This is a genomic window from Pseudomonas sp. LB3P31, from assembly GCF_054897945.1.
This window is the reverse complement of record NZ_CM142710.1, coordinates 2,072,332-2,090,459: the sequence shown is the minus strand read 5'-3', so window position 1 is coordinate 2,090,459 and position 18,128 is coordinate 2,072,332. Positions and strand designations below refer to the sequence as shown.

The following is an 18,128-nucleotide window of genomic DNA, read 5'->3' as shown; positions in this document are numbered from 1 at the left end:
GGATAATGCCGACTTTTTTTCGCAAACTTGAGCCTGTGTTCGCTTATGTTGTCCAGATCTCTGTTGTGCCTTGCTGTCCTTAGTGCTTCCACATCCTTGCTCGCCGACACCGTCTGGCTGAAAAACGGTGACAAGTTGAGTGGCAAGATCACCTTGTTCGACGGCGGCAAGCTGTTGATCCAGACCGAATACGCCGGCGCGGTGCCGATTGACTGGAAGCAGGTCAAGACCCTGGAAAGCGATCAGGAATTGCTGGTCAAGCAGGATGCCTACACCGGGGAAAAGGCCAAGGCACTGCATGCGGCAGACGATGGCAAGGTCACGCTGGCAAACGGCGACGCGCCGAAAACCGTCGAGCTGGCCAGTATCCAGCAGATCCTCAAACCCAAGCCGGTGGTCGAGGACCTGGTGTGGAAGGGTAATGTCGACATGGCCCTGGATTACCAGCGGGCCGAAAAAGACACCGATGATTACGACATCGACTTCAAGACCAGTGCGCGGCATGGCAAATGGCGGCACACGGCAGAAGGCGAGTACAACCGCGAGTTCCAGGATGACGTGGTGACCACCGACAACTGGCGCGGCGAATACTCCCTCGATCGGTTCCTCACTGAGAAATGGTTCTGGCAGGGTCGCGCGGTCTATAAGCGAGACAAGGTCGAAGATTTGTCCCGCCAGCGCACCGTCGGTACGGGCCCTGGTTACCAATTCTGGGACGACGAACTGGGCGCGTTCTCCCTGGGGTCGCTGGTCAACCGTACGGACTATCAGTACGCGGACGGCGGTAAGGAGAACTTCTATTCCCTGGCGATGAAGTGGGACTACAACCGTTATTTGATCGGCAAGAAGGTTGAGTTCTTCACCAATGGCGAGGTGGGCAAGCCGTTGTCGGGCGTGGCGGAGTACGCGCTGGATGCCGAGGTTGGGTTGCGTTACAAGGTGACGGACTGGGCTTCGCTTAATCTGAAGGCGGAGCGGGATGTCATCAGTGGTACTGATGATGCTGATTTGGAGAAGACGCGTTATACCGCAGGGTTTGGCGTGGCTTGGTAACACTTTAGAAGATCAAAAGATCGCAGCCTTCGGCAGCTCCTACGGGGATTTTCGTACACCGTAGGAGCTGCCGAAGGCTGCGATCTTTTTTGTCGCCATACAAAATCTGCAGGCACAAAAAAGCCCCGCTTTTGAGGGCGGGGCTTTTTACTAAAGCAAGTACAAGTTAGATAACTTGAACTTCTTCAGCTTGCATGCCTTTCTGACCGCGGGTAGCGATGAAAGAAACCTGTTGGCCTTCTTTCAGGCTTTTGAAGCCGTCGGATTGGATAGCTTTGAAGTGAACGAACAGGTCGTCACCGGATTGTGGAGTGATGAAGCCGAAGCCTTTTTCATCGTTGAACCACTTAACGGTACCGGTTTGGCGATTAGACATGGTGTAACTCCTTGAACAAAGATAACTGCGACGCAGGAAGAACCCTGGCCGAGACTGAGTGCAAAGAGCAGGAAAAATTCTTGTAGATGGTTGGATCGAAATTCAACATATCGTGTAGAGATTCTCAGTGACACAAGCAGCACAGTGGCGCCACCTTAACCCTTTTTGCGGAACGTGCCAATCCTTCTTGCGAAGGTTTCTGTGATTTCGTGACTGACGGTGCAGCGAAATACCGTGAAACCCCGGAAATTCGGGGGGCAGCGCGGGAGAAATGTATTGCAGTCTTTGAACCGGCGGCGCGCCCCCGGTAAGATGCCGGACAGATTTTCTCCACCTCGCTATTCAGGACACCCGCCATGAGCATCAAATCGGACAAGTGGATTCGCCGCATGGCGCAAGAGCACGGAATGATCGAACCTTTCGTCGAGCGCCAGGTGCGCGGCAGTGACGATAACCGTGTGATCTCCTACGGCGTGTCGAGTTACGGCTACGACGTTCGTTGCACTAATCACTTCAAAGTGTTTACCAACATCAATTCGGCCATCGTCGACCCGAAAAATTTCGATGCCGGCAGCTTCGTCGACATTCACAGCGACGTCTGCATCATCCCGCCTAACTCTTTCGCCCTGGCCAGCACCGTTGAATACTTCCGTATTCCGCGCAACGTATTGACCATCTGCCTCGGCAAGAGCACCTATGCCCGCTGCGGCATCATCGTCAACGTCACCCCGCTTGAGCCTGAGTGGGAGGGTCACGTGACCCTGGAATTCTCGAACACCACCAACCTGCCGGCGAAAATCTACGCCAACGAAGGCGTGGCGCAGATGCTGTTCCTTGAATCCGACGAAGAGTGCGAAGTCTCCTACAAAGACCGTGGCGGCAAGTATCAGGGCCAACGCGGCGTCACCCTGCCGCGCACCTGAGACATCCATCTGACGGAGCGCGGGAATTCTTCCACGTAAAGACACTCTATTGGGTGTACTGCCCGGTTTACCCCCAGTGAACCGGGCCTTTGCTCAGGAGTGCTCTATGAAGATCGATCCGCGAATAAGTGCCGAACTGGCCAGGCTTGAGCCCAATCAGGTTGGCGTCTTGGCCTGGTCCTTGTTGGCACACCCGCCAATCAGCATGGCAGGGGGCATCCCCGGCCAGCCTGATCCCGATACCCCAAACGAACAACCGACTGAACCAGGCGAGCCTACGCTGCCGGATGAGCCGCCTCCCGCGCCTGTCGCGTAAACTGAGGCGATTGTCGTGTAGGGGCGAAAGCTCCTACACCGGCCATATTTCGTTGTCGCCGATGACGAAAACCCTGCAACTATCGCTCCTGTCGACTTGATGCCCGCCGGTAAACGCGCCGAACGCGGGTAGCAGGCTGATCGCCTCCCCGAGCCTGAAGCACGCCAGGCGCAAGCTTTGCCGTCCCCGACCATGCAGGCGATAAACCGGATGAACGTGACCGGCCAGGACGTGCCTGTCCGGGTGTGGGTCGGGTTCGTGTTGCAGCGCGAAGGGCCCAATCAGCAATGGCTCTGGGACGACTCGAATGTTCAGGGAATCTGGCGGGTCACCAGCACGCTTGTCGTGATTGCCGCGGATCAGCGTCATCGGCAAGTCCACGTGTCGCGCTCGCCATTGCGCCAACGCGGCCAAGGTTGCAGGCGCGTGGGAACCGGGCCCGTGCAGAAAGTCGCCGAGGAAAATCAGCTGTCGACACGGCAGCCGGGCCAACAGTGCGTCCAGCAAGCTGACGTTTTGCGTGGTAGTGCCCTGCGGTACGGGTTGCCCCAGGCGCCGATACGCAGCGGCCTTGCCAAAATGCACGTCGGCCACCAGCAATGCCTGCTGCGCTGGCCAGTAAATCGCTTTCTCCGGCAGCAACCACAGCTCTTCTCCCGCCAGTCGGATGGGATAGGGTGTACTCATCAGGCTTTCCCTGTTTCAGCGGTATCTTCCAGGTCGCTGACCATGCGGCGGATGCGGTCGGCGAGTTTTTCCGAGCTCATGCTCTCACGCATGCGTTCCACCAGCAGGGGGAAGGCAAGCGGGGTAGGACGTTTGATCAGGTGCAGGTCGAGCCTGAGTCGGCAGATTCGCTCCAGGGTCTGTTCCAGCCGACGAATGTCGAGCTCCTCGCGCAGGACTTCTTCCCCGGCCTGGGCCAGCAGAAGGTTGTCGGCGTCGTATTGCTTGAACACTTCAAAAAACAGTCCGCTGGACGCCTGAACCTGCCGTGTGCTCTTCGGTGCACCGGGATAACCGGCGAATACCAGCCCGGCGATGCGTGCGATTTCGCGAAAGCGGCGCAGGGCCAGCTCGCCGGCGTTCAAGCTGGCGAGCACGTCAGCCATCAGGTGTTCGTGACTGAGCAACTGCGGGTTGAGATGTTCGGACCAGTCGATATGAGTGGCGCTCAGCAACTCAAGGCCATAGTCATTGACCGCGATGGAGAACGTCACCGCCAGCCGTTGGCTAACCCGCCACGCCAGCAGGCTCGCCAGGCCCAGGTGCACCTGGCGACCGGCAAAGGGATAGAGGAACAGGTGCCAGCCCTCGCGGGATTTCAATGCTTCGGCCAGCAGCGTGGTGTCGGTTGGCAGCCCTGACCATTTTTTCTGCACCTCCAGCAAGGGTCGCAGCGCCTTCATTTCCGGCCCTACAAATTCGCCAGCAGCGGCAGCGCTGAAGCGTGCGACTACTGCAGTGGCCAGTTCATTGGAGAGCGGCATGCGCCCGCCATTCCAGCGCGGCACCGCGGCTTTCTTCGCCGTGCTGCGCTTGACGTAGGCCGTCATGTTTTCCACCCGCACCAACTCCAGCAAGCGCCCGGCGAACAGAAAGCCGTCGCCGGGCTTAAGCCGGGCGATGAAGCCTTCTTCGACACTGCCCAACTGCTTGCCACCGCCGCCCTTGCTCCAGAACTTCAACTGGATGCTCGCGTCGCTGACAATGGTGCCGATGCTCATGCGGTGGCGGCGGGCCAATCGGGCGTCGGGTACCCGCCACACGCCGTGCTCATCAGGCTCGACCCGCCGATAATCCGGATAGGCCGTCAGCGACAGCCCGCCGTGGCGTACGAACGCCAGCGCCCACACCCAGTCGGCCGGGCTAAGGTCGCGGTACGCCCAGGCGCCGCGCACTTCTTCGTACAGTTCCTCGGGTAAAAAGCCACCGCCCAACGCCATGCTGACCAGGTGCTGCACTAATACATCCAATGGTTTGTGCGGGGATTCTCGCGGTTCGATGCGCCGTTGCGCAACGGCGTCCTGCGCCGCAACCGCTTCGATCAGTTCGAGGCTGTGAGTCGGCACCAGCGTCACCCGCGACACTCGCCCCGGCGCGTGTCCGGAGCGACCGGCACGTTGCATCAAACGTGCGACGCCTTTGGCCGAGCCGATTTGCAACACCCGCTCCACCGGCAGGAAATCCACCCCCAGGTCGAGGCTGGAGGTACAGACCACGGCCTTGAGTTGCCCATCCTTGAGCGCCCGTTCGACCCAGTCCCGGGTATCGCGGGACAGTGAACTGTGGTGCAGCGCAATCAGCCCGGCCCAATCCGGGCGCGCTTCCAGCAGCGCCTGATACCAGATCTCAGATTGCGCGCGGGTATTGGTGAACACCAGGGTGCTGGGACTGGACTCCAGTTCCTCGACCACTTGCGGCAGCATTTTCAAGCCGATGTGGCCGGCCCAGGGAAAGCGTTCGATGGCAGGCGGGCGCAGCGAATCGACTCGCAGATCCTTGGCGCTCTGGCCTTGAACGCTGATGCCGCCACCCTGGGGGATCAGTACTTGCTCAGCGTGGGCTTGATTGCCCAGGGTCGCGGAAACGCCCCACACGACCAGCTCCGGCTGCCAGCGGCGCAAGCGGGCGAGGGCCAGTTGCAGCTGGACCCCGCGCTTGTTGCCGAGCAGCTCGTGCCATTCATCCACCACAATCATGCGCAGGGTCGACATGGCGGTTTGCGCATCGGCCCGGGCCAGCAACAGCGTGAGACTCTCCGGGGTGGTGATTAGCGTGGTGGGCAGACGCCGGCCCTGACGGGCCCGTTCGCTGCTGCTGGTGTCCCCGGTGCGCAGGCCGACGCTCCATTGGATCTGCAGGTCTTGCAGCGGAGTTTCCAACGCCCTGGCGGTATCGGCCGCCAGTGCGCGCATCGGAGTTATCCACAGCACGGTCAGAGGTTCGGCTACAGGTTTGCGTTTGCGCGATTTTTCCACCGGGGTGAGGGTGGTAGTGGCGAAGCGGTTGAGAGCGCCGAACCAGACTGCATAGGTTTTACCGGCGCCGGTACTGGCGTGGAGCAAACCGGACTGGCCTTGCTTGACGGCGGCCCAGACCTGTTTCTGAAAGGCAAATGGCTTCCAGCCGCGAGCGGTGAACCATTTTTTTGCAAAGTCTGGAGTGGTTCCCATTCGGTTGCTTGCGCTCTGATAATCCTTTATCAGTGACCGCAGGGTGCGGGGCAAGTTTAATTGGGTTGGTGGAGGCGTACACCCGGGTTAACTGTGGGAGCAAAGCTTGCTCGCGATGACGAATTGGCATTCAACATCGATGCCGACAGGCATGGCGCCATCGCGAGCAAGCTTTGCTCCCACAGGTTTCATGGCACCACTGGTGACATCAGCCTTTGGGATATATTTGCCGCAGCAAAAGATCGCAGCCTCGTTTCACTCGACAGCTCCTACGCAGCTCCTACTTCAAATTGCCGCTAAGGAATTGCTTCAGCCGCTCACTGCGCGGATTGCCCAGCACATCCTCCGGCGCACCTTCCTCTTCCACCAACCCCTGGTGCAGAAACAGCACCTGGCTCGACACCTTGCGCGCAAAGCTCATCTCGTGAGTCACCATGATCATGGTCCGGCCTTCTTCAGCCAGGCCCTGAATCACCTTCAGCACCTCGCCCACCAGCTCCGGGTCCAGCGCCGAGGTCGGTTCGTCAAACAACATCACCTCCGGCTCCATCGCCAGCGCGCGGGCAATGGCGACTCGCTGCTGCTGGCCGCCCGACAGAAACGCCGGGTACTGATCGGCCACCCGGGCCGCCAGGCCGACCTTGTCGAGATACCGACGGGCGCGGTCCTCGGCTTCCTTCTTGTCACACCCCAGCACCCGGCGCGGGGCCATAGTGATGTTCTCCAGCACCGTCATATGGCTCCACAGATTGAAATGCTGGAACACCATCGCCAGGCGGGTGCGGATCTTTTGCAGTTCATCGGCATCGGCCACATGCATGCCGTGACGATCCTTGATCATGCGGATGCTCTGGCCGTCGAGGCTCATCGCGCCATCGTTGGGTTGCTCGAGAAAATTGATGCAGCGCAGGAAGGTACTTTTGCCCGAGCCGCTGGCGCCAATCAGGCTGATGACGTCGCCGGTGTTGGCCTTGAGCGAGACTCCCTTGAGCACTTCATGATCGCCGTAGCTTTTATGCAGGCCTTCAATGGTCAGTTTGTACATGGGGCATGCATCCTCAAGGCGAAAGTAGGTAGCCGCTGCGATAGGCTTCAGTGCCCGCGACATGGGCGATCACCATGCCGGCAGTGGCCATGCGCCGCAGCGAGCGGGCGTACATCAGCCCGGCGACGGAGCAGTGAACAGGGGTGACGCGATCCAGCACCGGATCAATGATTTCGGCAACCAGTTGCCCGGCTTGCAGGTGCTCCCCCGGCAGTGCGGTGAACACCAGTAGCCCGCCCACCGGGGTCACCACGGGTTCCACGGCGGCCAGTGGCGTCGCAGGGTAGGGCAGTTCTGGCAGGGGCGCCGGTTCGCCGGCGATGGCCCCGAAATGGATCAGATAGTCGAGCAGCGCCTGGCAGTCGAGACTGGCCAGCGGGTGATTGACGTCACCCTGGCCACGCAACTCGACGGTCACCGAGAAACTGCCGGCGGGGATATCGAACTGCTCGCCGAAGCGCTCCTGCAGTTGCCACCAGAGCAACGTGAAGCATTCGTCAAATGACTGGCCGCCAGAGTCGGTGGCCAGCAGGCTGGCCTCGGCACCGATGTAGCGGGCCAGCGGTTCAACCTGGGGCCATGCCTCGGGTGTGGTGTAGAGGTGCGCGACGGCTTCGAAATCGCAATGCAGGTCCAGCACCATATCGGCGTCGCAGGCCAGCCTTTGCAAGGTCAGGCGCTGGGACTGCAACTGCGTGGCCGGCACATGGCGCGCCAGGGCCTGGCGCAGGCTGCTGCGGATCACATGCAGGTTGTGCTGCGGATCGGCGCCCAGTTGACCTTCGATCTCGTTACCGACTTCTTCACTCACGTCGACAAACCAGCGGTTGAAGTTCTGCCCGCTTTCCAGCTCGTAGCGGCCCAGCGGCACGTCCATCAATACCTGCTCCAGGCCGACCGGGTTGGCCACCGGCACCAGCACGATTTCGCTGCGCAGGCGGCCGGCGGCTTCCAGTTCCTTGAGGTGCTGCTTGAGGTGCCAGGCCACCAGCATGCCGGGCATTTCATCGGCGTGCAGGGACGACTGGATGTAGATCTTGCCGCTGGCCGAAGAGGGGCCGAAGTGAAAGCTGTGAATCTGCCGTGCGGTCCCCGGCAGCGGGGCCAGCAAGTCATGTATCTGGTGGCGCATGTTCTTCTCTTTATTCCTGAAAACGGGTCCTAGTGGGTCGGCCCGAGGAAGGCCAGCCATCGGCGTTCGGCGAGGCGGAACAGGCCGACCAGCGCAAAGGTGATGGTCAGGTAGATCAGCGCGGCGATGCCGAACGACTGGAAGGTCAGGAAGGTCGCCGAGTTGGCGTCCCGAGCGACTTTCAGGATGTCCGGGATGGTCGCGGTGAACGCCACCGTGGTTGAGTGCAGCATCAGGATCACTTCGTTGCTGTAATAAGGCAACGAACGGCGCAGGGCCGAAGGCATGATCACGTAGGCATACAGCTTCCAGCCCGTCAGGCCATAGGCCTTGGCCGCTTCGACTTCACCGTGGTTCATGCTGCGAATGGCCCCGGCGAAGATCTCCGTGGTGTAGGCGCAGGTGTTCAAGGCAAACGCCAGGATCGTGCAATTCATCGCATCGCGAAAAAACGCGTCCAGCGCCGGTTGCGCACGCACTGCTGCCAGGCTGTAGATGCCGGTGTAGCAGATCAGCAGCTGGATATACAACGGCGTGCCGCGGAACAGATAGGTGTAGAACTGCACCGGCCAGCGCACGTAGATCTTCGACGAGACCCTGGCAATCGACAACGGGATCGACACCAGGAAGCCAATGAAGATCGACGCGCTGAGCAGCCACAGGGTCATGGCCAGGCCGGTGATGTTGTTGCCGTCGGTATAAAGGAAAGGTTTCCAGTATTCCTGCAGGAGTTCGATCATCGTACAGCCTCCCGGGAGCCGGCGGCGTAGCGGCGTTCGAGCCAGCGCAGGACAAAGTTGGAAGCGCTGGTGATCAGCAGATAGATCAGGGCAGCCAGCACCAGGAAGTAGAACAGCTGGTAGGTGCTTTTACCGGCGTCCTGGGCGGCCTTGACCAGGTCGGCCAGGCCAATGATCGACACCAGCGCGGTGGCCTTGAGCATCACCATCCAGTTGTTGCCGATGCCTGGCAGGGCGAACCGCATCATTTGCGGGAACACCACGATGCGAAACCTCTGGCCACGTTTGAGCCCATAGGCGGTCGCCGCTTCGACCTGCCCCCGGGGAACCGCGAGGATCGCGCCACGGAAGGTCTCGGTGAAGTACGCGCCATAAATGAAGCCCAGTGTGATGACCCCGGCACTGAACGGGTTGATCTCGATGTATTCCCATTCCATGAAGTCAGTAAACGACGTCAGCCAGGTCTGCAGGCTGTAGAAGATCAGCAGCATTAGCACCAGGTCCGGCACTCCGCGAATCAGCGTGGTGTAGACCTGCGCCGGGATCCGCACCAATTTGACTTTGGACAGCTTGGCAGTGGCGCCGAGCAGGCCGAGCAACACGGCCACCAGCAGCGACAACGCCGATAATTTGATGGTCATCCAGGTGCCTTCCAGCAGCAACGGGCCAAAGCCCTGGAGGCTGAAGGCGGAGAGCCCCAGATTTTGCAGGAGATTTTCGAACATAAATCAGCGACCTGATCAGATAAAAAAAGCGCCCATCAAAAAGATGGGCGCCGGGCATTATTTGCCGCTGAACAGATTCAGATCGTCAAAGTGTTTTTTCTGAATGGTGGCGTAGGTGCCATCGTCGTGTAACGCTTTGATACCTTTATCCAAAAGCGCTTTCAGCTCGGTGTTACCTTTCTTAATACCGACTGCTGTTTTGGCTGGCAGCAGTTCGCTGTCGACCGGCTTGCTGACTTCGTAATCTGCGCCTTGAGGCGACTTCAGAAAGCCCAATTCGGCTTGCAGCATGTCCTGGATGCCGGCGTCGAGACGACCGGAAGTCAGGTCGGAGTACACCTGGTCCTGGTTCTGGTAGGCCTGGGTTTTAACCCCGGCCTTATCCAGCACGGCCTTGGCGTAGGCTTCCTGAATGGTGCCCTGCTCGTAGCCGACGGTTTTGCCTTTGAGCGACGCGACGTCTGCAGTCACGCCGGAGCCCTTCTTGAATACATAGGCGGTTGGACCGGAGAACAACTCGCTGGAGAAGTCGATAACCTTTTCACGGGCCGGGGTCACGGTCATCGACGAAATCACACCGTCGAATTTATTGGCCTTGAGGCCCGGGATCATGCCGTCGAAATCACTTTCGACCCATTTGCACTTGACCTTCAACTCGGCGCAGATCGCGTTCCCCAGATCGATATCGAAACCCACGAGGTTGCCGTCAGCCGCTTTCGACTCAAACGGTGCGTAGGAAGGGTCAACGCCAAACCGCAGTTCCTTGTACTCCTTTGCTACCGCGGAACCGGCAGCCATGCACAACGCCAGTGCAGAAAGGGTCAGCAATGCTTTTTTCATTATTCAATCCCTAAAAACCAATTTGAGCGCTTGTGGCGCGTAAAATTTGTTACTGGAAAGCGTCAGACCTGAATAAAGTAGCAATTTCTGAACCATAGTCCCGAACAAGCGTTTTAAAAGCTGCTTGGAGAAATCCCTGGCGGGGGTTTATGCACGTAAGTGGGCGTGGATAAAGCGGCGCACCAAAGCGGTTCGTCTCAGCCCAACAAGTCCTGCAAAGTCGCCAAGTTGTCCGCCTCGTCCACCGACTTGTCGCGTCGCCAGCGCAACATCCGCGGAAAGCGCACGGCGATCCCGCTTTTGTGGCGCTTGGACAGGGCGATGCCCTCAAAACCGAGTTCGAACACCAGGCTGGGTTTGACGCTGCTGACCGGGCCGAATTTTTCCACGGTGGTCTTGCGCACGATGCTGTCGACCTGGCGCATTTCTTCGTCGGTCAGGCCGGAATAGGCCTTGGCGAACGGCACCAGCGTGCGCTCAGTGGAATCCACCGGGCCGTCCCACACGGCGAAGGTGTAATCGCTGTACAGGCTGGCGCGGCGACCATGGCCGCGCTGGGCGTAGATCAACACGGCGTCAACGCTGTATGGGTCGACTTTCCATTTCCACCACACGCCCATGTCCTTGGTCCGGCCAACGCCGTACAGCGCATCGCGCGCCTTCAGCATCATGCCTTCAACCCCCAGGCTGCGTGACGCCTCGCGCTGGCGGGCCAGGTCGAACCAGTCTTCGCCGGTCAGTACCGGCGAGGCCAGCAACATCGGGTTGTTACACTGGGCGAGCACTTGCTCCAGCTGGGCGCGGCGCTTGGCCTGGGGCTGGTTGCGCCAGTCTTCGCCGTTCCATTCCAGCAGGTCGTAGGCAAGCACCACCACGGGCACATCGTCGAGGATCTTCTTGCCCAGGGTCTTGCGGCCGATGCGCTGCTGCAGCAGGGCGAAGGGTTGCACCGAGGGTGAGGAGGGCGCTTGCGGATCGAAGGCGTCTTCGGTATCCGCCGGGGCGGCTTTCCAGGCGACGATTTCGCCATCGATTACCGTGCCGTCGGGCAGGCCGTGAACCAGGCTGTCGAGTTCCGGGAAACGCTCGGTGACCAACTCTTCGCCGCGGGACCAGATCCACAGGCGCCCTTCACGTTTCACCACCTGGGCGCGGATGCCGTCCCACTTCCATTCGATCTGCCACTGGCTGGCCGGGCCGAGCAGCGCTTCAAACTGGTCGACCGGTTGCGACAGCGCATGGGCGAGGAAAAATGGGTAGGGCTGTCCGCCGCGCTGGGCATGTTCGTCAGTCGATTCCGGGGCGATCAGCTTCAGGTAGCTGGCGGCGCTCGGGCGGTTGGACAGGTCGGTGTAACCCACCAGGCGCTGGGCCACGCGTTTACTGTCCAGCTGCGCCATGGCTGCGAGGGCGCGGGTCACCAGCAGTTTGGAAACGCCCACACGAAAACTGCCGGTGATCAACTTGATGCACAGCATCAGGCTGGAGCGGTCCAGTTGCGCCCAGAGCGCGGGCAAGGCCTGGGCGAGCATTTCGGGGGACTCGCCGCGCAAGGGCAGCAGTTTCTCTTCGATCCACACGGCCAGGCCGTCGTCGGAGGTATGCAAGGCTTCAGGCAGTACCAGGGAAATGGTTTCGGCCATGTCGCCGACGGCCTGGTAGCTCTCTTCGAACAACCAGGGCGACAGGCCGGAAACTGCTACCGCCAGTTCGCGTAGGACGCGGACCGGAACCAGCTGTCGGGGCCGTCCCCCGGACAGGAAGTACACTGCCCACGCAGCATCTTGCGGCGCGGCTTGGGCAAAGTAGTCCTGCATGGCGGTGAGCTTCGCGTTGCTTGAAGTCGTTGCATCGAGTTCGGCATAGAGTTCGGCGAAGGCTTTCATGGCGCCACCTCGGCGCTTTCCATCGGGGTGCTTTCCTGTTCAGTGCTTTGCGGCTCGACGCTACCGAGTTCCTCTTCGTCGTCGCCGTACTCAGTGCTGAATCCTTGGGCATCCAGGCCTTGCTCGCGCAGATGGCGCACCAGTACGGCGATCGAACCGTGGGTGACCATCACCCGTTCGGCACCGGTCTGCTCAATGGCCCAGAGCAAGCCCGGCCAGTCGGCGTGATCGGACAGCACAAACCCGCGATCGACCCCGCGCCGGCGACGGGTGCCGCGCAGGCGCATCCAGCCGCTGGCGAAGCCGTCACTGTAGTCGCCAAACCGGCGCATCCAGGTGCTGCCGCCGGATGAAGGCGGGGCAATCACCAGGGCCTTGCGCATGATCGGGTCACTTTTTTTCACGTCGCCGGCGTAGATCGTGGGCGGGATGTACACGCCGCTGTCGCGGTACACCCGGTTCAGCGGCTCGACCGCGCCGTGGGTCAGGATCGGGCCGAGGCTCGCGTCGATGCCGTGGAGAATGCGCTGGGCCTTGCCGAAGGAGTAACAGAACAGCACGCTGGCTTTGTCTTCGGCCGCGTTGGCCTGCCACCACTGGTTGATCTCGGCGAACACCTGGGCCTGGGGTTGCCAGCGATAGATCGGCAAGCCGAAGGTCGATTCCGTGATGAAGGTATGGCAGCGCACCGGTTCAAAGGGCGCGCAGGTGCCATCGGGTTCGATCTTGTAATCCCCGGACGCCACCCAGACTTCACCGCCGTATTCGAGACGCACCTGGGCCGAGCCGAGTACATGCCCGGCGGGGTGAAAACTCAAGGTCACGCCGTGATGCAGCAATCGCTCGCCATAGGCCAGGGTTTGCAGGTTGATGTCCTGTCCCAGGCGCGACCGCAGAATCCCTTTGCCAGGAGCTGCAGCCAGGTAGTGTTGATTGCCGGTGCGGGCATGGTCGCCATGAGCGTGGGTGATCACCGCACGCTCGACCGGGCGCCACGGATCGATATAGAAATCTCCGGCGGGGCAATACAGGCCTTCGGGGCGAGCAATAACAAGGTCCATGTGGGTGACCAGGCTGGGGGACTTGTTAGCTATGAGGATGGGGCGGGGTCAGAAGTTCTATTGATTTTTGTGAACAGGACACCCTTCCCTGTGGGAGCAAAGCTTGCTCGCGATTACGGTGTGCCAGCCGCCATCAATGGCGCCTGACATACCGCTGTCGCGAGCAAGCTTTGCTCCCACAGAATGGTCTGCACCCCAATGGAGGGGGGTCGCACTGGGGGGGATTATTTCCCGGGAGTCAGGGTCAACCGCGTCTTCCCGTACACCTTGTCGAAGTTCTGCGGCTGCATCGGCAGGCTCATGTATTGGCCCTTGAGCCACGGGTCGATGCTGTTGAGGTAATTGGGGCTGGCCGGGTTGCCGGACTGGCCGGTGCCGTTCTGGCCCATCAGCGGTTCGGCCTGGCCGAAATCGACGATGAACCGCATCGAAGGTGCCAAGGTAGTGTTGAAATCCTGACCCCAGGCATACGCTGCGGTGTTTAACGTGGTGTGGTCGCCGCCGGCTGCGAGCGGACCGCGCACGGTCTGGCCGCTGGCGTTTTTCCATTCATAGCGGTGCAGCTTGCCCCATTGCCAGGCCTTGTGATCGGCGCCCAGCAGGCTTTCGCCAGCGGTGATGGCGGCCGCCAGGCTGCGCGCCAGGATTTGCGCCTTATCCTCTTTCTGTGGCGTGCGGGCGTCATCCCAGAACGGGCTGTCCTCGCGTCCCAGCAGATGATCGGCCTGGGCGGCGTAGGACAACTTGCCGTTGGCGATAAAGGTTTTCCATGCCGGGCTGCTTTCCGGGCCCAGCTCGTCGAGGAAAATCTGCTTGGTGCTTTCTTGAAGGAACAGCTGGTAAATCGCCGCGTCGGCGGCAGTCGGGCTGAGTTTGCCGTCGAATGCCATCAGGCGGGTAAAGGCCTCGGTTGCCTTGGTCTTGTCCGCTGCGGGCAACGCTGCGATGGCTTGCTTGAGTGGCTGGACCATCCCCGGCGCCTGAAACATTTTTTTCAGCTTGGCCGCGAAGGTGGTGGTCTGGTCGTACTGCATGGCGATCATGCTGCGAGTGTCGTGCTTGCCGCTGCCGGCGAGTTCGGCCATGCGTTCGCCACGCTCGGGCGCCGACCAGGAATTGGACAGTTGCATGCCATAACCATGGGGGATGACCCGCTGATTGGCAGTGCCAAGCCAGCCTTGGGCCGGATCCTGATCGTAGGGGTGCAGCATCGGATCGGCGTAACCGTCCCAATCGTAGCGACCTTCCCAGCCCGGCGAGGGCAGCAGGCCTTCGCCTTCGCGGCGGTTCGGGTAACGACCGGTGACTTGCCAGCCGATGTTACTGGCATCGGCGAAGACCAGATTCAGGGCAATCGCGCGGATTTCACGACTGGCGTCCGATGCTTTCTCGACGTTCTGCGCCCGGGACAGGTCGAAAAACGCGTCCAGGGTCTTGTCGTCGGTGAAGCTCGGCGCCTGCAGCGCCAGACCAAAGCCGTTGGCCAGGGAGGTGCCCTGGGCGCTGTTGAGCAGCGGACCATGACGGGTTTCGTACACAGCCTCGCGAGTCGGCCGCTGGCCTTTGACGAAGTGGGTTTCGTTGCGAACGATGACCGGCTGCCATTTACCGCCAGCCTCATACGTCAGGCCATTGCCCTGGCGTTTGATTTTTTCCAGGAACAGGTCCTGATTGTCGCCCATGACCGTGGTCATGCTCCACGCCACTTTGCCGTTGAAACCACCGAGTACCATTGGCAAGCCGGCGATGGTCACGCCCGAGGCCTGATATTTCGGCGCGCGAATCTGCACGTAGCTGAACAGCGATGGCACACCGAGCGGGCCATGGCTGTCGCTGGCCAGCAGGCTTTTGCCACTGCGGCTGCGCTGCGGCGCGATTGCCCAGTTGTTGGAGGACGTGGCCGCGAGCAGATTCAGGCCGGACAGCTGGGTCGCGGCTTTGCTGATGTCGACGAGTCCCGGAATCTGCCCATTGAGCTTAATGCCCTGGAGCTTCTCGGCTTCGGCTACAGGTAGTTTTTCATCGGGGGCGGACGGGGTCAGCCAGGCAAGTTTGTCGGTACTGACGGTCTGCGCCAGCATCAACGAAGCAATTTCTTCCGGCAGGTTGGCCGATTGGCTGAAGTTGAGCAGGCAGAAAATCAGCGCCGAATCTTCCGGCTGCCAGTATTCAGGTTTATAGCCGTTCGCCATCAGGTCTGCGGGCAATTTGTCGCGGTAGCGGAACAGGTAGGCGTTGACGCCCCGGGCATAGACTTCAAAGAACCGCTTGAGCCGTGGCGAAGAGGCCTTGTACAGCTCGCCCGCGCTTTTCTTCAAGTTGACCGCGCGCATGTAGCGGTCGGCGTCCAGCAGGTCAGCGCCGGACATTTCCGCCAGACGGCCCTGGGCCAGCAGGCGCAGGGTGACCATTTGCGTGATGCGATCACTGGCGTGCACATAACCCAGGGCAAACAGCGCGTCGTGGAAGCTGTTGCTTTCGATCAGCGGCATGCCCATGGCGTTACGCCGCACCGAGACATTTTGCGCCAGGCCCTTGAGCGGCTGCACGCCGGTGGTAGGCGGGAGGGTGTCCTGGGTGTTCAGGGACTGACAACCGGTCAGGCTCAGAACACCGGCCACTGCTGCGGCAACGCCGAACCGGGGAAGAAAATGAGTATGGGCTGGCGAGGCCATGGCAAAGCTCCTGCGGGGGTAGTAACGCAATAAAGTCGCTACGTTAGTGAGCAGGAGGTGGGCGCGCAAGCGGGGTGTCAGGTTATTTCCGGTTTTGTCTGATTAATCGAAAAGATCGCAGCCTCGTTTCACTCGACAGCTCCTACGGAGTATCTGCATGGGTTTGCATTCCCCTGTAGGAGCTGTCGAGTGAAACGAGGCTGCGATCTGTTGATCTTCGATCGGTACTTAGGCCGATTCTGGATGTAGTTGAACCAGCGCAAAAACGATGCTCAAGTGTGTGAAATTCAATGACCCGGTGTGAGAAAAGTCGGCATGGAGCTAAAGAAAAACGCAGCCCTGATCATCATCGATCAGCAGAAAGGCATTCTCGAACCGCGACTGGGTGCACGCAATAACCCATTGGCCGAAGAGCGGATCCTGCAATTGCTGGCCCATTGGCGCCAGACCGGCAGGCCGGTGATCCATGTGCAGCACCTGTCCCACTCGCCGGATTCGGTATTCTGGCCACAGCAGTCGGGCGTCGAGATTCAGCAACGATTCGAACCTTTGCCCGGCGAGCGTTTGATTCAGAAGCGGGTGCCGGATGCATTTTGTGCAACGGGATTGGAGGTCGGGTTGCGGGAGGTCGGGATTGATCAATTGGTAATTGTCGGTGTGGCGACCAACAACTCGGTGGAGTCCACTGCGCGAACGGCGGGGAATTTAGGGTTTGCGACGTGGGTGGTGGAGGATGCTTGTTTTACGTTCGACAAGGCCGACTACTTTGGCCATTGGCACTCCGCGCAGGAAGTGCACGCGATGTCACTGGGAAACCTGCATGGCGAGTACGCTACGGTCATGAGCACAGCACAAATCCTGCAGGAGCCGGCTTGCTGGCGATAGCTGCGACGCGGTGCATCAGGCCCGACGCCATCGCGAGCAGGCTCGCTCCCACAGGGAATAGGCAAACTATCAAATCAAGCGCCGTGGCACTTCTTGAATTTCTTGCCATTGCCGCATGGGCACGGGTCGTTGCGGCCGACGTCTTTCAAGGCGTTGCGCACCGGTTCCTGGTGAGCGTGGCCGCAGTTCGGGCCGTGTACATGACCGTGGTCGTGATCATGGTGCTCGTGATGGTCATGATCGTGGTTGCAGTCAGGGCCATGGACGTGGGGTTGCTGGGTCATCGGGGTTACTCCGGAATTAAATCGGCGGGGATTATCACGCCATTCCGCGCTACGTGCACGTAGTGCGCGATGAATAAACCGGTTTCCATCTCTCCTTCCAGACGGTAGGGGATGGGGTGGTCAGGTTTTTTCAGGAGTTTCACCAGGTCGCGGATCTTCGGCCACAGATTCGTACGGATCGGCACCTTGAAGTACGCGCTGCGCTTGGGGCCCACGGTGAACCAGTGCTCGTGCTCACCCTCGGTCAGCAACATGGCGCCCAGGTGAATACGGTAATCCAGGCCGCGTACCGTCAGGTCGCTATCGTTGGGATTGTCCACGCGAAAGTGCAGGAGGAATCGCTGCTCCAGCAGTTTTGCCCGGATGACTTCCACCTTGACCAGGTGCAGTTGGGGTTCCGGCTCATCGCTGCTGAACCAGGACGCACAGCCACCGAGCCCGAGCGCGAGGCTCAGGGTCAGCAGGTGGAGCACCAGACGCCGGGTGATCATGGTTGGTTTCCTTGGGCAGTTCCCTTCAACAACCGCTCTATCTCACTTACCGAAATAACCCGCACAGCATTTCTTGAATTTCTGTCCGCTGGCACAAGGGCAGGCATCGTTGCGCCCGGCCTTGAGTTGCACGGTCGGGTCGATGAAATACCACTGCCCGGCGTTCTGCACAAACGCGGAGCGCTCGCGATGGCTGTGCTCACCGGTGCTGTCATGCCAGCGCGCGGTAAAGGTCACGAAGGCATGCTCCGGCTGTCCGCCGAACACCTCCGAACTCTCGACTTCAAGCCCGAGCCAGGTGCTGTTGGCGCTCCAGTCGCTAATCGACTGGCGATCCAGGCCGACCCGCTGTGCGGGCAGGGTGGTGCCGACCAGGTAGTCGATCAGTCCCTGCACGTAGGCGCTGTAGCGCGAACGCATCAAAGCTTCGGCGCACGGCGCGGGGTGGCCGGCGTGATAGTGACCACAGCAGGCGTCAAGCAGGGTGCCGCTGCCGCAAGGGCAAATGGATGTACTCATT

18 protein-coding genes are annotated in these 18,128 nt (G+C 60.4%); 4 read left to right on the top strand and 14 right to left on the bottom strand.

Annotated elements, in window-relative coordinates; translation table 11 throughout:
• Positions 1–45: 45 nt before the first annotated feature.
• Entirely contained in the window at positions 46–1,053 is a 1,008-nt protein-coding gene (locus ACYZTK_RS09540; RefSeq protein WP_462014206.1) for a DUF481 domain-containing protein, read from the top strand.
• Positions 1,054–1,219: 166 nt separating this feature from the next.
• On the opposite strand, the gene ACYZTK_RS09535 is transcribed toward ACYZTK_RS09540, so the two are convergent.
• Positions 1,220–1,429 carry a cold-shock protein gene (locus tag ACYZTK_RS09535; RefSeq protein WP_002554837.1) on the bottom strand — a complete coding sequence of 70 codons (210 nt, stop codon included), beginning with the start codon at positions 1,427–1,429 and terminating at the stop codon, positions 1,220–1,222.
• 356 nt (positions 1,430–1,785) lie between these two features.
• Here ACYZTK_RS09535 and dcd point away from each other — a divergent pair, with 356 nt between their 5' ends.
• Complete coding sequence (gene dcd / locus ACYZTK_RS09530) at positions 1,786–2,352, top strand: dCTP deaminase (protein ID WP_110658603.1); 567 nt, start codon at positions 1,786–1,788, stop codon at positions 2,350–2,352.
• A gap of 106 nt (positions 2,353–2,458) precedes the next feature.
• The gene (locus ACYZTK_RS09525) at positions 2,459–2,668 is read left to right on the top strand and encodes a hypothetical protein (protein WP_017336784.1); all 210 of its coding nucleotides are present in this window, start codon (positions 2,459–2,461) and stop codon (positions 2,666–2,668) included.
• A gap of 33 nt (positions 2,669–2,701) precedes the next feature.
• Here the strand turns inward: ACYZTK_RS09525 and pdeM are convergent, their stop codons facing one another.
• The 10 genes from pdeM to ACYZTK_RS09475 all read right to left on the bottom strand — a co-directional run bounded on the left by pdeM (position 2,702) and on the right by ACYZTK_RS09475 (position 15,948).
• Positions 2,702–3,355 carry a ligase-associated DNA damage response endonuclease PdeM gene (gene pdeM / locus ACYZTK_RS09520; protein WP_462014205.1) on the bottom strand — a complete coding sequence of 218 codons (654 nt, stop codon included), beginning with the start codon at positions 3,353–3,355 and terminating at the stop codon, positions 2,702–2,704.
• Positions 3,355–5,844, bottom strand: coding sequence for a ligase-associated DNA damage response DEXH box helicase (locus tag ACYZTK_RS09515; RefSeq protein WP_462014204.1), 2,490 nt, complete (start codon positions 5,842–5,844; stop codon positions 3,355–3,357). Before ACYZTK_RS09515 ends, pdeM begins: the two co-directional genes overlap by 1 nt.
• A 280-nt stretch (positions 5,845–6,124) precedes the next feature.
• Entirely contained in the window at positions 6,125–6,889 is a 765-nt protein-coding gene (locus ACYZTK_RS09510) for an ABC transporter ATP-binding protein (protein ID WP_462014203.1), read from the bottom strand.
• 13 nt (positions 6,890–6,902) lie between these two features.
• Entirely contained in the window at positions 6,903–8,021 is a 1,119-nt protein-coding gene (locus ACYZTK_RS09505; RefSeq protein ID WP_462014202.1) for a succinylglutamate desuccinylase/aspartoacylase family protein, read from the bottom strand.
• Positions 8,022–8,050: 29 nt separating this feature from the next.
• Positions 8,051–8,761 (bottom strand): ABC transporter permease, encoded by a 711-nt coding sequence (locus ACYZTK_RS09500; RefSeq protein WP_462014201.1) that lies wholly within the window; start codon positions 8,759–8,761, stop codon positions 8,051–8,053.
• Complete coding sequence (locus ACYZTK_RS09495) at positions 8,758–9,486, bottom strand: ABC transporter permease (RefSeq protein ID WP_462014200.1); 729 nt, start codon at positions 9,484–9,486, stop codon at positions 8,758–8,760. The genes ACYZTK_RS09500 and ACYZTK_RS09495 overlap by 4 nt, the downstream gene beginning before the upstream one ends.
• Before the next feature lie 57 nt (positions 9,487–9,543).
• On the bottom strand, positions 9,544–10,326 hold the full coding sequence (locus ACYZTK_RS09490; protein WP_462014199.1) for a transporter substrate-binding domain-containing protein: 783 nt from the start codon (positions 10,324–10,326) through the stop codon (positions 9,544–9,546).
• A gap of 197 nt (positions 10,327–10,523) precedes the next feature.
• A complete protein-coding gene (locus ACYZTK_RS09485; RefSeq protein WP_462014198.1) occupies positions 10,524–12,212 on the bottom strand; it encodes an ATP-dependent DNA ligase in 1,689 nt (562 codons plus the stop codon).
• Entirely contained in the window at positions 12,209–13,273 is a 1,065-nt protein-coding gene (locus ACYZTK_RS09480; RefSeq protein ID WP_462014197.1) for a ligase-associated DNA damage response exonuclease, read from the bottom strand. The genes ACYZTK_RS09485 and ACYZTK_RS09480 overlap by 4 nt, the downstream gene beginning before the upstream one ends.
• A 224-nt stretch (positions 13,274–13,497) precedes the next feature.
• Positions 13,498–15,948 carry a penicillin acylase family protein gene (locus ACYZTK_RS09475; RefSeq protein WP_462014196.1) on the bottom strand — a complete coding sequence of 817 codons (2,451 nt, stop codon included), beginning with the start codon at positions 15,946–15,948 and terminating at the stop codon, positions 13,498–13,500.
• Positions 15,949–16,263: 315 nt separating this feature from the next.
• On the opposite strand from ACYZTK_RS09475, the gene ACYZTK_RS09470 reads away from it, so the two are divergent.
• Positions 16,264–16,833 (top strand): cysteine hydrolase family protein, encoded by a 570-nt coding sequence (locus ACYZTK_RS09470; protein ID WP_462014883.1) that lies wholly within the window; start codon positions 16,264–16,266, stop codon positions 16,831–16,833.
• A gap of 74 nt (positions 16,834–16,907) precedes the next feature.
• Here ACYZTK_RS09470 and ACYZTK_RS09465 read toward each other — a convergent pair whose 3' ends face one another.
• The 3 genes from ACYZTK_RS09465 to ACYZTK_RS09455 are packed head-to-tail and all read right to left on the bottom strand — an operon-like array spanning position 16,908 to position 18,127.
• Positions 16,908–17,117 (bottom strand): SEC-C metal-binding domain-containing protein, encoded by a 210-nt coding sequence (locus ACYZTK_RS09465; RefSeq protein WP_064676164.1) that lies wholly within the window; start codon positions 17,115–17,117, stop codon positions 16,908–16,910.
• Between the two features lie 5 nt (positions 17,118–17,122).
• Positions 17,123–17,608 (bottom strand): LEA/WHy family protein, encoded by a 486-nt coding sequence (locus ACYZTK_RS09460; RefSeq protein WP_462014195.1) that lies wholly within the window; start codon positions 17,606–17,608, stop codon positions 17,123–17,125.
• 42 nt (positions 17,609–17,650) lie between these two features.
• Positions 17,651–18,127, bottom strand: coding sequence for a YchJ family protein (locus ACYZTK_RS09455; protein WP_462014194.1), 477 nt, complete (start codon positions 18,125–18,127; stop codon positions 17,651–17,653).
• Between the last annotated feature and the right edge of the window lies 1 nt (position 18,128).